Below are 14,098 nucleotides of genomic sequence, written 5' to 3'. Positions count from 1 at the left end.
AGCGCCCGCCCGGCTCCGGACCCCGATCTCCCAGCAGTGGGGGGACGGGGAGCAACCGTGGGGAAGGGACTTCTACGTCATCATTCGAAGCGCTTCAACAGATGACTCTATACTAGCTCTCATACCGGTGTCCACGAGTGTGCAAGGGGCCGCCGGAGTGCTGTTGGCGCCGCTCGAGGACGAGGGGTGAACCCTGGAGGATGAGGTTTCGAAGATGGTGACCATCGCGGACGTGGCGGAGGCTGCGAACGTGTCGATCTCGACGGTTTCCTACGTCATGAGCGGCAAGCGCAAGATCTCCCAGGAGACCCAGGACCGGGTGGCGCGCGCCATCGAGGAACTCGGCTACCGACCCCATGCGGGCGCTCGGGCGCTGGCGTCGCGCTCCACCAGCATCATCGGCCTGCAGGCTCCGCTGCGGCCCGGCGTCGACGTCCACGTGGTGATGGAGATCGTCACCGGCGTCGCCACCGGGGCGCGTGGCCACGACTACGACATCCTGCTGCTCACCAGCGACGACACCACCGGGCTGGAGCGCGCCGCCAACTCCTCGATGGTGGACGCCCTCATCGTGATGGACGTGGAGTCCGACGACGAACGCCTGGGCATCCTGGCAGGGCTGCACCAGCCGTGCGTGCTGATCGGCCTGCCGTCGGAGCCGGGCAACCTGGCCTGCGTCGACTTCGACTTCGAGGCCGCCGGCCACCTCGCCGTCGAGCACCTCACCGCACAGGGGCACAGGCGGGTGGCGCTCATCGGCTCGCCCGCCGAGGTCATGGCGCGCCACACCTCCTACGCCGACCGGCTGGCCCGGGGATTCACGGCAGCGGCGGCTCAGGCCGGGATCGCGGTCAGCATCCATCCCTGTCCCAGCACGCCGGACGCCGTCGCCGTCATCGACGAGGTGTTCGCGGCCCAGCCGGACACCACTGCCCTGTTCATCCACAACGAGGAGGCGCTGCCGCACCTGCTGGCGCGCCTGTCTGAACGGGGCCAGCGGATACCCGCCGACATCGCCGTCGTCGCGCTGTGCCCGCCCAACGTCGCCCGCACGCTGCGGGTCCCGGTGGACACCATCGACATCCCCGCTGAGGAGATCGGGATGGCCGCGGCCGACGTCGTGTGGGAGATGATCGCCGACGGCGCGGCTCCCAGCGTCCGCCTGATCCCGCCGACGCTGAGCCTGCGCCCCGGCCTGCCCCTGTCGGCGCCGAGCCCCGCCCGATGAGCCGGCGCGCATGAGGGTCGATCCCGGCGGCAGGACCATGCAGGGCGTCTCCACCCTGCTCGCGTTCGTGGCCCTGAACCTCATCTATCTGCTGTGCTGCGTGCCGCTGGTCACCATCGGCGCTGCCACCAGTGCCCTCTACGAGGTGACCCTCCGCTACGCCGACGAGGAGCGCGGCTACCTCATCAAGGACTACTTCGTCGCCCTGCGGCGCAACTTCCTCGCGGCGACGGGTATCTTCCTCGCCCTGCTGGCGGCCGTCCTCGTGCTGGCCTGGGTCGGGGTGTTCTGGCTGGCGGTGGACAGCCCCGTCTCGCTCGCCGCCGCGATCCTGGCCTTCCTGGCGGCCGCTTACCTGCTGGCCTCGCTCCTCTACGGACTCGCGCTCGTGGCGGCGTTCCGCAACACCTTCGGACAGACTCTGAAGAACGCGCTGCTCCTGCCTGTCGTGGAACCCGCGCACACGCTCGGCATCCTGCTGCTGCCCATCACCACGCTGGCGCTCGTTGTGATCTTCCCCAGCTTCCTGTTCATCCTGGTGACCATCGGGTTCTCCATCGGCTCGTATGCAACGGCCTTCCTGTTCCGCCGCGTCTTCCGCCGGCACCAGGACGACGCCGCGCCGTCGGACTCCCCCTGACGCCCCGGCGGCCTTCTCCTGACGCCCCGCCGGCCTGCGCTGGCGCCCGCCGGCCACCTTAAGTGTGGCGAAAAGGACGATGGACCGTCGTTTCGGCCACACTCAAGCGGCCGGGATGGTGAACGACGAGGGGCCCGGGATCGCTCCCGGGCCCCTCCTGGATCACACCAGCGGCGCGATCACTTGAACTCTTCGGCCACCTTGAGGCGCGCGTCGTTCTGCGCCTTGGCGTTGGCCATGTCGAACTCGAGGACCTTGTCGTAGCCCAGACCGTTGGCCGTGTCCTGCATCTCCTTCAGCAGCGACTCGAACTCGCCCTCGTTGGCGGCGAAGGACATTCGCCACGAGTACTCGACGATCGTCGCCTTGGCCTGGTTGCGGAGGGTCTCGATCTCGGAGCTGTCAGCCGGGGCCGCGTAGCTGGCGCCCGGTGCGACGAGCAGCTGGTCGTTGGCGCGCAGGTACTCCATCGAGTTGGTGGCGCCGCCCATCTTCGCGGACCAGTCCTCGATGACGGGGTTGGAGATCGACTCCTGGTAGGTGTCCCAGAACGTGTAGTTGTACGGGGCGCCCGTGGCGGGGTCGATGTTGTTGGGGTTGACCGCGTTCACGTTGAGGGTGGAGGCCCCGTCGATGTAGGAGCCGCCGCCCCACTCGGCTGGGACGTCCGCGCCGCCCTGCAGCAGCGCCTTGCGGCCGAACTCGGTCAGCTCGGGCAAGCCGTCGGCGTTGATCTCCCAGGTGAGTCCCTCAGGTCCGGCCGCGCCCGTGGTCTGGCTGCTGTTGGAGTAGATGCCCTCCGCCGAGTACAGCCAGTTGATGAAGGCGGCGATCCGTTCCGGGTCCTCGGCCTGCGAGCCGATCGCCAGGACCTGCTTCGCGCCGTAGGCCTCGGAGCCGTAGGAGAAGATCTCCTGGTCCTCGATCGGCACCATCATGAAGCCCTTGCCCGCTTCCAGGTTCTGCTCGGTGTTGAAGGCGGACTGGCCGAGCCACGGCCACCAGGAGAACAGGACCTGACCGTTCTGCATCTTCGAGAAGAGGGTGTCGTAGTTCTGGGTGGTGGACTCGGGGTCGACGAGGCCCAGCTGGTTGGCCTCGAAGTAGAACTTCAGGCTGCGGATGTAGGCGGAATCGGAGTCGATGATGCTCTGGTAGTCGGAGCCGTCGGCCTTGGCCAGCACGAAGCCCATCTCGTCGTAGCCGTAGAAGGTGGCGGGCTGCTTGGCGGTGACCATCATGTTGCCGTCCCAGTCCTTGAACAGGGACAGGCCGTAGACCTTGCCGCCGTTCTCGGCCGTCGGGTTGGCTTCCTGCATCTTCTTGAGGACCGGCAGCAGGTCGTCCAGCGTCTTCACCTCGGGGTAGCCGGCCTCGCCGTAGAGGTCCCAGCGGAGGTAGGCGCCGAACGTCGGCTCCAGGCCCTCGGAGGGCTCCGTCGGGGGGAGCTCGGTCAGCTGGGAGCCGATGGCGTAGATGCCGTCCTTGCCCTCGTTGAGGTGCTGGACAGAGGTGTCGTACTTGGCGACGTTGTCCATCGACGGGTAGTAGTCGGAGATGTCCATGACCAGACCACCCTCGATGAGCTCGTCGAGCTTCTGACCCTTGTCGACGATGATCAGGTCACCCAGGTCACCTGCCGAGACGCGGGTGTTGTAGAGGGTGTCGCCGCCGCCGGCGACGTTCGGGGCGATCATGTTCAGGTTCATGTTGAACTTGTCCTTGACCATCTTCCCGAACCAGCCCTCCTGGACTCCCATGTAGTTGGCGAGACCATCGAAGACGTCGATGGTGATCTCTTCCGACCATGACTCGGGGAACTCGCCGGATTCGGACTGGGGCGCATCGGGCGCCTCCTCCTCGGACGTGCCGGGGGAGCAGGCGCCGAGCAGCGCCACCCCCAGCAGGGGCACGAGCGCTCGGGCCGCGACCTTCTTGAGATTCATTGATGATCCTTTCTGGGGGTGGTGGCGAGCGTCAGCCCTTGACGGCGCCAAGCATGATGCCCTTCACGAAGTACCTCTGGAAGAGCGGGTAGATGAAGATGATGGGGAGCACGACGATGACCGAGACGGTCATGCGGATGGACGTGGGGGTCTGGGTGGTGGCGGCGTTGGCGATCATGCCGAGGTTGCCGTCGGCGTTCTGGGCAGCCTGCGCGAGGCTGCTGGCCTGGTTGATGAACATGTAGAGCTGGTACTGCAGGGTGTAGAGGCTCTGGTCGGTGATGTAGAGCAACGTGTCCTGGAACGAGTTCCACTGCGTGACCGCCGAGAAGATGGCGACGGTGGCGAGGATCGGGGTGGTGTTGGGCAGGATGATCCGGAAGAAGATCTGCAGGATGTTGGCACCGTCCACCTCGGCCGCCTCCTGCAGGGACCTGGGCATGGACTCGATGTAGGTCTTGACCAGGATGATGTTGAACGGCTGCACGATGAAGGGCAGCACGTAGACCCAGAAGTTGTTGGTCAGGCCGAGGTTCTTCATGATGATGAACACCGGGATGAGGCCCGCGTTGAAGTACATCGTGATGATGACCGCGCGGTACCAGAACTGCCGCTTCCACATCCGTTCCTGGGTGAACATGAACCCCAGGAAGCCCGACGCCAGCACCGTCGCCAGCGTGCCGATGACGGTGCGGGCGACGCTGACCGCGGCGGCCGTCGGCAGGCCTTTGAGGTTGAGGACCTGTGCGTAGTTCTCCAGGTGCAGGCCCTTGGGGAACAACCTGACCTGGCCGAGCGCGGCGAGGTCGTTGGCGCTGATGGAGTTGATGATCAGGTAGTAGAACGGGTAGGCGCAGATGAGCGCGAACACGACGAAGACCGAGTAGTTGAACAGCGAGAATCCGAGGTCACCCTTCTGCTTGTCCACCCCGCGGGCGCGGGGGAGTGAGAGGGTGGGGGCGCTTGATCTGGCCATGACGTTGTACCTTCCGACCTAGACGAGCGACTGGCCGCGAACGCGCTTCGCGACGATGTTGACGACGACGAGCAGCGCCACCGAGACGAGGCTCTTCAGCATGGAGATGGCGGTGGCCAGCGAGAGGCTGTTGCCGGTGATGCCGATGTTGTAGACGTAGAGGTCCAGGACCTGGATGGTCTCCTTGTTGAAGGCGTTCTGGAACACGTAGTACTGCTCCATGCCGTTGTTGAGCAGGTTCGCGATGGAGAGCATCAGCAGCACCACGAAAGTCGGCATCAGTTGCGGGATCGTGATGTACCACATGGTCTGGAAGCGGCCCGCGCCGTCGATGCGCGCCGACTCGTACATCGACTGGTCGATGCCCGAGATGGAGGCCAGGTAGATGATGGCGCCCCAGCCGACTGTCTTCCACACGCCCCAGGCGGTCATCGGCAGCCACATGTTCTGGTCGGTGTCGAGGAACTTCATGGGCACTGTGATGAGGCCGGAGTCCAGCAGCACGGTGTTGACCAGGCCGCCGGTGGTGAACAGCGAGAACGCGATCATGTAGACCAGCACCCACGAGATGAAGTTGGGCAGGGTGGTCAGCGTCTGCACGATGTTGCGGAACCACTTGGCGCGCACCTCGTTCAGGAAGACGGCGAAAGCCAGGGGCAGGACCGACGTCGCGATCCCCAGGAAGCTCATCGCGAGCGTGTTCGTGAGCACCTGACCGATCTGCGCCAGCTGCGTCGGTGAGCCGACGAGCATCTGGAACCACAGGAGGCCGACGAACTCGCTGCCCTCGATCCCGAGGGCCGGCCGGTAGTCGTAGAGCGAGTAGATCCAGCCGTAGAGCGGGAAGTAGGAGAACAGGAACACCAGCACCAGGAACGGGACTATGCACAGGAACATCCCGAAGGACTTCTTCCGACGACGGACACCCTTGGGGTTGCCGGGGCGGGGCTCGTCCAGCTTCCGTTCCGCGGCGTCGGCCACGACGGCCGCCGGCCCGACGGGGCCAGCGGCGCCCGCCGGCTGCGTGGTCATCGTCATCAGACGACGGCTTCCGCGGCGGCCACGCCCGAAATGTCTTGCTGATTCATAGTTCCACTCCCTCGTGTTCCCGGCCACATTGCAGGAATCGAATCGCTTCGACAGCGATCGTAAGCAATGCGAGAGTCCAATGTCAACACCGTTGCCGTGTTGAAGATCGCGCTCTCTCGGATGGTCAGCTTACAACGATTACCGACTTCCGCCGCAGCAGGGCTGGTCTGTTCGGAGGGGCGGGAACCGCTGGTGGGTTAGTCTCGCTGTCGAGACTTCTCCAGGCAGATTTGTTCGACAAGGGGGCAGACGGCTCGATGGGCCTCATCACTTTCAACCGGCCGAAGCGTGTCACCCCTCCTCCGATGCCGCGCGGGGAGCTCCTGCTCGAGTCGCCCCCGGAGATCCCGCCGCCGTCGGCGTCCAAACCGTTCGGGACCGTGCTGCGCATGCTTCCGATGGTGGCCGGAGGCCTCGCGATGGGCCTGATGTTCATGGGTGGCGGCATGGGCGGTGGCCGCGGCCCGCTGGCCGGGATCGTCGGTGGGCTCTACGCAGTGTCCATGATGGGCATGATGATGTCGCAGATGGGCCGGCAGAACGACGACCAGGCGGCACAGCTGGACGCCAACCGTCGCGACTACTTCCGCTACCTGTCCCAGACCCGCCGCAACTTCCTCAGGACGGCGGCTGAGCAGCGCTCCAGCAACGCCTACCGACACCCCGACCCCGACAGCCTCTGGACGGTCGTGGGCGGGGTGCGGATGTGGGAGCGCCGCCCGGACGCGGAGGACTTCGGGTCCGTTCGGCTGTCGGTGGGGACCCAGCAGTCCGCCAAGCGAATCGTCGCGCCCGAGTCGCAGCCCGTCGACGACCTGGAGCCGCTCACCACCGGCGCCCTGCGACGGTTCATCCGGACCCACCAGATGGTGCAGTCCGTGCCCCTGACAGTCGACCTGCGGGGATTCCGCGCCATCCGGCTGGTGGGTGACGAGGAGGCTTGCCGACGACTCGCGTTCAGCATGGTCGCGCAGCTGGTCACCTGGCACGCGCCCACCGACGCGAGCCTCATGGTGGCCGCGGCCAGGGCCAACCAGGATGCCTGGTCCTGGGTGAAATGGCTGCCCCATCTGCAGCACCCGACCGAGACCGACGGCGTCGGCTCGCTGCGCATGTTCGCCACGAGCGCCGCAGACCTCTCGACCATGGCGGTCTCGGCCCAGGCAGCCGACGTGGTGCCGAAGCTGATGGTCGTGGTGACCGACGGCGTCGACGGGGTCGAGGCCCACCAGTACGCGACACCGGCGACGTCGGCCGTCACCATCGAGGTCACCGGCGAAAAGGAACTGCCGCGCAGTCTGGAGCTCGGGGTCGCGGTGTTCGAGGTCCGCGGGGACAGCGTCAAGCTGCACCGACGCCTGCCCAAGACGCCCCACGCGGTAACGCCCTTCGGGCACCCCGACCAGGTGGCGCCCGTCTACGTCGAGATGCTCGCCCGGGCAATGGCGCCCTTCCGGATGCCCGTGGACGCGCGCCCCGACGTCGACGGCGAGACCACCACCGTCGTGTTCGAGCCCCCGAAGGACTACCCGGCCATGCTCGGGGTGGGGGACCCGTTGACGCTGGATCCCCGCCAGGCCTGGCGGCCCCGGCCGCTGCGGCAGCACCTGCGGATCCCGTTCGGCACCGGCGAGGACGGCCGCCCCGTCGAGTTGGACATCAAGGAGTCCGCGCAGGGCGGCATGGGCCCGCACGGCATCTGCATCGGCGCCACCGGTTCGGGCAAGTCGGAGTTCCTGCGCACGCTCGTGCTGGGCCTGGCCATGACGCACTCCACCGAGCAGCTCAACTTCATCCTCGTCGACTTCAAGGGCGGCGCGACGTTCCTGGGCCTGGACCAACTGCCGCACGTCTCGGCGGTGATCACCAACCTGGAGGGCGAACTCAGCCTGGTCGACCGCATGCAGGACGCGATCGGCGGCGAGCTGGACCGGCGCATGGAGGTGCTGCGCGCGGCCGGCAACTTCAAGAACCGCGAGGACTACGAGGCGGCGCGGCAGGCCGGCGCGGACCTGGCCCCGATGCCGAGCCTGTTCATCGTCGTCGACGAGTTCTCCGAGCTGCTCTCGGCGCGGCCGGAGTTCATCGACCTGTTCGTGCAGATCGGCCGCGTCGGCCGGTCCATCGCCGTGCACCAGCTGCTCGCCTCACAGCGGCTGGAGGAGAACAAGCTGCGCGGCCTGGACACCTTCCTGTCCTACCGGATCGCGCTGCGCACCTTCTCCCCGGCGGAGTCCCGCACCGTCATCGGGGTCCCGGACGCCTACGAGCTCCCGACCCCGCCGGGCAACGGCTACCTGAAGTACGACACCACCGGCATGACCCGCTTCAAGGCCGCCTATGTGTCCGGCCCGTGGCACGGCAGCCCGACGGCGCCCGCAGAGCAGGGCGCCCCCGGCGTCGAGGGCATGGGGATTCCGCTCGAGTCCAGGGCCTGGACGCCGCCGGTGCTGGAGTTCACGGCCGACTACGTGGTTCCGGTCAAGGCGCAGGAGTCCGAGGAGGTCCTGGGCGCCCCCGGGACGGCGGGGACTGTCACGTCGGCGACGCCCGCCCGCGCCGTCGGGCCGGATGACGAGGACGACGAGGACGAGACGCTGCTGTCGATCGCGGTCGGGCGACTCAAGGGTCATGGCTGGCCGGCCCACCGGGTCTGGATGCCGCCTCTCGATGAGCCACCGACGATGGATGGGCTCCTGGGCGAGCTGGTCGAGTTGGAGGGTCGCGGGCTGACCGTCGAGAACCGCGCTGTGCACGGAGCGCTGCGGGCGCCGGTGGGGCTCGTCGACAGGCCGCGGCAGCAGCGTCGGGACCCCTGGTGGATCGACTTCTCCGGTTCCGGCGGCAACCTGGCCGTCTCCGGTGGGCCGCAGGCCGGAAAGTCGATGGCGCTGCGCGCCGGCATCGCTGGTCTGGCGCTGACGCACACACCGCAGGAGGTGGGTTTCTACTGCCTCGACTTCGGCGGTGGCGGTCTCACGTCGATGCGCGAACTCGCGCACGTCGGCTCGGTCACCGGGCGCCTGGACGTCGACCGGGTGCGCCGCACCGTCGCCGAGATCACGACGCTGCGGGCCGCGCGGGAACGGCAGTTCGCCGAGCTCGGCATCGACTCGATGACCACCTACCGCCGCGGACGCCGGGAGGGTTCCATCCCCGCAGACCGGTTCCCCACGGATGTCTTCCTCGTCATCGACGGCTGGGCCACGCTGAAGACCGAGTTCGAGGCCCTGGAGCCGCAGGTGCAGGCCATCGCCAACGGCGGCCTGGGCTTCGGGATCCACGTCTGGGTGGCGGCGGCGAAGCTGTCGGAGATCCGCGCGGCCACCAAGGACGCCCTGCAGAGCAGGATCGAACTGAAGCTTGGCGACCCCTTCGACTCCGAGATCGACCGCAAGGTCCAGGCCATCATCCCCACCGGACGCCCCGGGCGCGGCATCACCATCGGCGGACTCCACACGCTGATCGGCCTGCCGCGGATCGACGGCGTGGAGGACGCCACGGACGTCAGCGACGGGCAGCGGGCCTTCATCGCCGCGGTCAACGCCGCCTGGAAGGGCCCGCGCGCCGCAGAGGTCAGGATGCTGCCGGAGCTGCTCAGCCTTCGGGACGACCTGCCCGCCATCAGCCACGACGGCGTCAGCCGCACCATTCCCTACGGCATCGACGAACTGGAGTTGGCGCCGGTGGTGCTCGACCCGATGTCGGACCCGCACCTGGCCATCTTCGGCGGCCCGGAGTGCGGCAAGTCCAACCTGCTGCGCACCATCGTCCACGGCATCACCAGGCGGTACACGCCGAAGGAAGCCAAGATCATCATCGTCGACTACCGGCGCTCGCTGCTCGGGGAGATCGAGACCGAGCACCTGATCGGTTACTACCCGTCGGCCTCCGCCGCAGCCCCGATGCTGCAGCAGGCGGCCGAGGCGGTGCGCGCCCGGCTGCCCGGGCCGGACGTGACGCAGCAGCAGCTTCGCGACCGCTCCTGGTGGAAGGGCTCGGAGATGTTCGTGATCGTCGACGACTACGAACTGGTCGCCACCCAGTCGGGCAACCCGATGGCCCACTTCGCCGACCTGGTCAACCAGGCCGGTGACATCGGCCTGCACATCATCCTGGCCCGCAGCATGGGCGGCGCCGGCCGGGCCGCCTTCGGGGACCCGCTGATCACGAAGATGAAGGAGTCCGTGAACCCGGGCCTGATCATGAGCGGCACCAAGGACGAGGGTGCGCTCTGGTCCGACGTCAAGCCCTCACCGATGCCCCCCGGCCGCGGCACGCTCATCACAAGATCGTTCAAGGGCCTGATCCAGACGGCCATCTACGACGGCGAGTCCCCGAACACCTGACCCCCGCTGGTCGAGCGGGCCCGCCCCGCCGGTCGAGCGGGCCGGCCCCCGCCGGTCGAGCGGGCCCGTCCCCGCTGGTCGAGTAGGCCGGCCCCCGCTGGTCGAGTAGGTCCGTGAGCGGAGCGAGCGGACCCGTGTCGAGACCACCGGCCGACGCGCTTCAGGCCAGGACGATGGTCATCGGTTCACCCGGGCCGCCCGACTCCGTCAGCCGCTTGGTGATCACGACCGGAACGCCCGTGTCTGCGACGAGGCCGCGCACGGTCTCGCTCACCCGCTCCGTCTCGGCCAACACCTGCACGTGCAGGAAGTCGGTCTTCGGGTCGATGTCGACCAGCCAGGACGGCGCCGGGTTCGTGGCCATCAGCGTCGCCGCGGCGTCGACGTCGGCTCCCGTTGGCTGCTGTTCGTAAACCGGGCACAGGCGCTCCTCCGCCAGGACTGCGTCTTGGGGGGTAGGGCCGACTTCCTGGGGCTGCCCAGGTTCGCCTCCAAGTGACCGGTCAACGCGGAAGGATTTCCCGCCTGCGAGTTCCGCCAGGGCCTGCGGATCGCTGCAGACGGTGGCCAGCTCATCAGGCAAGGAGAACCCCGGCTCCTCGGTCGCGGGCGCGACTGGCTCGGTCAGGGTGAACGAGCCGGCTGGCCCGTCGTCGGGGTCATAGAGCCCGATCACGGTGAAGGACTCGTTGGTCCAGCGGGTGCCGCCTTCAGCCTCGTGTGCCAACTCGTCCCAGGAGAAGTCGCCCTGGAGGGTGGGTCCGGTGCATTTCGGCGGCATCGAGTAGCCCACGTTGCCGTTGCACAGATGCGGCAGGTCGCTGTCGGGATACTGGTAGATCGCGAAGTTCCCCGTGAGGGTGGGGCTCTGGGTTGGTGCGGGGCCGGTGACGGCAGTGTCCGGATCCACGCTGGTTGGGGCCGACGGTTCCGCCGGCGACGCCGAGGGCGCCGGTTCGGTCCCGGCCGCCGTCGCCGACGCATCCGTGGTGGGGCCGGCCGTTGACCCGTCGACGGGCGTGAACACCGCCGCGATCTGGACCTCGACCCCCGGGCCGGCCGCCTCGCGGATGGTGGACTCGGTCGCGGCGTCGGCCACCACGACCATCACGTCGACCACCGGGGAGAGCCCATTGCCTCCGGACCCCCCGAGGAACTGGCCCTCGGGCAGTGCCGCCATGATCCGATCCGCCGCGGCCTGGCGTTCAGCCTCCGTCGGCGCGTCCGACGACTCGACGCACAGTTCGCCTCCCCACACCTTCCGCAGTTGCGCATGCGCCGCCTCGGCGTCGCCCTGGACGCGGACGTTGAAGAAGTCGGTGCCGTCGGAGACCCACAGGCCTACCAGCGGGAGTTCCAGCACCTCCTGCTGGAGCGCCTCCTGCGCCGCCATTCCGGTCAGGCTCTCGTCACCGCCGCGGAGCGGGTCTGCGCAGAGCGCGGAGAACTCCATGGGCGAATGCGCCGGTGGTGGCGCCACCTCTCCGACGGGCCGCGACAAGGTGAACGACCCGTTCTCGCCGTCCCCCGCGTCGTAGTACCCGAAGACCGTGTAGCTCTCGTTCGTCCAACGGGTGCCGGACTCCTCGTACTTGACCTCGTCCCAGGAGAAGTCGCCCTTGAGGGTCGGGCCGTTGCACTGGGGTGGGTAGGACTCCATCACCGCGCCGAGGCACAGGTGCGGGAGCTCCGCATCCGCGGACTGGAAGATCATCACCTGCCCGGTCAGTTCCACTGGACCGCTTGTCGCGGTGTCCGCGGGCTGCGGAGTGGCCTCCAGGAGCGGCTGCTGCTGGGAGAGCAGAAACCCGGCAGGCAACCCCAGCGCGACCAGCACCGCGGCGGCACCGGTCAGGACCCGGCGACGGCGCACCCGTCCGGCGGCCTTGTGGGCCCAGCCCTTCGTCGACGGCGCCGTCGGCACCACGTCGCCCAACAGCTTGCCTACCTCGTGCTCATTCATTGTCTTCCCTCCACCAGATGGATGGACCCGCGCAGTGCTGCCAGCGCGTGGTGGGAGTACGCCTTGACCGTTCCGGGCGCCAGGCCGAGCAACTCGGCGACCTCGGGGATCGACTTGTCCTCGAAGTACCGCAGCACCAGCACCGCCCGCTGCGCCTTCGGCAGCCCACCCAGCGCCCGCAGCACGTCGACCCGCAGCGCGCTGTTGTCGTCGGGGGCGTTCCGCTCCGGGAGCGTCTCCGTGGGCACCTCGCCGTTCCACCGGCGCCGCCAGGAGGAGACGAAGGTCCGGTAGATGGTGGTGCGGACGTAGGCCTCGAAGGTGGCGTCGTCGTCGGCATAGCGGGTATAGGTCCTGGTCAGCGCGGTCTGCACGAGGTCTTCGGCCTTCTGGGCGTCGCCGGTGAGCAACCACGCGGCGCGCCACAGGGCCTTCCCTCGTCGCTCGACGAAGGCCTCGAACCCGGGGCTGGTCACAGTCGTCGTACCTCCTGCCCCCTAGGACGCGCTGGGTGGGTCGAAAGGTTACTCCGGGGACCGATCTCCCAGGTGTGGACGGAAGGACGAATGACCGCCCTTGGGCCACACCTGAGCGGGCACTAGCGTCGGCGGTTGCGCCTCAGGGCCGCCGGGACGGTGAATGCGACGACCATTCCGAGCCCGGTCACCACCAGCGCACCCACTCCCACGCCGACTCCGACGTAGGCGGGCCGCATGTCGGGCTTCGGTGTCTCCGGGATGGTGGCGTTGCTGTCTGGCGTGGCCTCGGCGGCCGGGTTCTGGACCTGCGGCCTCGCGACCCCGGTCAGTGCCCGCATCGGGTTGACGATCCCCTGACCGATCCTCGCGTCGGGCACGGTGTTCGGTGGCGGGTCGGCGGTCACCTGCAGGCGCTGCTTGACCTGTTCGGGCGTGAGGTCCGGGTTCGCCTCCAGCATCAGGGCGACGACGCCGCTGACGATCGGCGCCGCGAAGGACGTTCCCAGCACGCCCCCCTCGTAGGCCTGGTTGGTGTAGGCGGCGTTCTCGCGGCTGGTGGAGGGGAGCAGCGCCATCAGGTCGGCGCCCGGTGCCCCGACGGAGACCGTCCGGCCCGGGTAGCTCAGGGGGTGGGGGGCGTCGGTGCGGTCGACCATCCCGACCGAGATCACCCCGTCGAACGACGCCGGGAACGCGGCTCCGCTCAGCCCTTGGTCAGCGTTCCCCGCCGCCGCGACGACGACGATCCCCGCGGCCAGCGCCTGCTGGATCGCCGACTCGTACTGCGGGATCAGCGGGTCACCGCCACCGGCGGCCTGGGACAGGTTGATGACGTCGACGCCCAGTTCCGTGGCGTTGCGCACCGCGGCGATGGTGGCGTCCAGGGTGTCGCGTTCGTCGTCGGAATCCCCGTTGCCGGAGGTGGACAGCACGCGGTAGGACACGATCGACGCATCCGGTGCGATGCCGGCGAAGTCGGTGCGGACGTCGATGGGCTGGCCGTCGGGTCTGCCCGCGGCAATCAACGAGGTCACCTTGGTGCCGTGGTCGCAGTCGATCCCGCCGGCCTCCTGGTCCTTCTCCGACATCCCCCCGAGGTAGTCGTAGGTCACGATCCGGTCACCGCCCCCGAAGTACGGCGTCCCCGTGGCCGCGGTGCCGGTGTCGATGACCGCGACGGTCACCCCCTTGCCGGTGGCGACCTGCCATGCCTCGGTCATGTTCAGGCGCTCGAGGTGCCAGGCCCGCGGCACCTGGGCGTCGGGGGTGGGCTGGTACGAGCGGCAGTCCTCGGACTTGAGGAACTGCAGTTCGGGTTCGGCGGCGGCGTTGCCGACCAGTTGCGACGTCAGGACCACCCCCGCCACGACGGCGGCGACGACCTTCCCCAGCGCTCGCTTCACGCCCGCCAGAATATCCATCGGCGGT

Annotated in this window: 9 protein-coding genes; 3 read left to right on the top strand and 6 right to left on the bottom strand. The window is 68.3% G+C overall.

Going from position 1 to position 14,098, the window contains the following annotated elements:
• Positions 1–214: 214 nt before the first annotated feature.
• Together LKO27_RS14275 and LKO27_RS14270 are read left to right on the top strand one after the other, a co-directional pair.
• Complete coding sequence (locus LKO27_RS14275; protein WP_227738184.1) at positions 215–1,228, top strand: LacI family DNA-binding transcriptional regulator; 1,014 nt, start codon at positions 215–217, stop codon at positions 1,226–1,228.
• A 10-nt stretch (positions 1,229–1,238) separates the two neighbouring features.
• Complete coding sequence (locus tag LKO27_RS14270) at positions 1,239–1,868, top strand: YesL family protein (RefSeq protein ID WP_227738183.1); 630 nt, start codon at positions 1,239–1,241, stop codon at positions 1,866–1,868.
• Positions 1,869–2,047: 179 nt separating this feature from the next.
• Here the strand turns inward: LKO27_RS14270 and LKO27_RS14265 are convergent, their stop codons facing one another.
• From LKO27_RS14265 to LKO27_RS14255, 3 genes are read right to left on the bottom strand one after another with little or no spacing between them, the layout of a single operon-like run.
• Positions 2,048–3,814, bottom strand: coding sequence for an extracellular solute-binding protein (locus LKO27_RS14265; RefSeq protein ID WP_227738182.1), 1,767 nt, complete (start codon positions 3,812–3,814; stop codon positions 2,048–2,050).
• Between the two features lie 31 nt (positions 3,815–3,845).
• Entirely contained in the window at positions 3,846–4,790 is a 945-nt protein-coding gene (locus tag LKO27_RS14260; protein ID WP_227738181.1) for a carbohydrate ABC transporter permease, read from the bottom strand.
• 18 nt (positions 4,791–4,808) lie between these two features.
• Positions 4,809–5,822, bottom strand: a complete 1,014-nt coding sequence (locus tag LKO27_RS14255; RefSeq protein ID WP_227738180.1) for a sugar ABC transporter permease — start codon at positions 5,820–5,822, stop codon at positions 4,809–4,811.
• A 314-nt stretch (positions 5,823–6,136) separates the two neighbouring features.
• Between LKO27_RS14255 and eccCa the strand changes: the two genes are divergently transcribed.
• Positions 6,137–10,228 (top strand): type VII secretion protein EccCa, encoded by a 4,092-nt coding sequence (eccCa, locus tag LKO27_RS14250; protein ID WP_227738179.1) that lies wholly within the window; start codon positions 6,137–6,139, stop codon positions 10,226–10,228.
• Between the two features lie 160 nt (positions 10,229–10,388).
• On the opposite strand, the gene LKO27_RS14245 is transcribed toward eccCa, so the two are convergent.
• The 3 genes from LKO27_RS14245 to LKO27_RS14235 form a co-directional block, all read right to left on the bottom strand.
• Positions 10,389–12,191, bottom strand: a complete 1,803-nt coding sequence (locus LKO27_RS14245; protein ID WP_227738178.1) for a hypothetical protein — start codon at positions 12,189–12,191, stop codon at positions 10,389–10,391.
• Entirely contained in the window at positions 12,188–12,667 is a 480-nt protein-coding gene (locus tag LKO27_RS14240; protein WP_227738177.1) for a SigE family RNA polymerase sigma factor, read from the bottom strand. The genes LKO27_RS14245 and LKO27_RS14240 overlap by 4 nt, the downstream gene beginning before the upstream one ends.
• Before the next feature lie 122 nt (positions 12,668–12,789).
• The gene (locus tag LKO27_RS14235) at positions 12,790–14,073 is read right to left on the bottom strand and encodes a S8 family serine peptidase (RefSeq protein WP_227738176.1); all 1,284 of its coding nucleotides are present in this window, start codon (positions 14,071–14,073) and stop codon (positions 12,790–12,792) included.
• Between the last annotated feature and the right edge of the window lie 25 nt (positions 14,074–14,098).

The organism is Tessaracoccus sp. OS52 (assembly GCF_020687685.1).
Taxonomy (GTDB): Bacteria; Actinomycetota; Actinomycetes; order Propionibacteriales; family Propionibacteriaceae; genus Arachnia.
The sequence above is the reverse complement of the archived record's forward strand: the minus strand, read 5'-3'. Positions and strand labels throughout refer to the sequence as shown.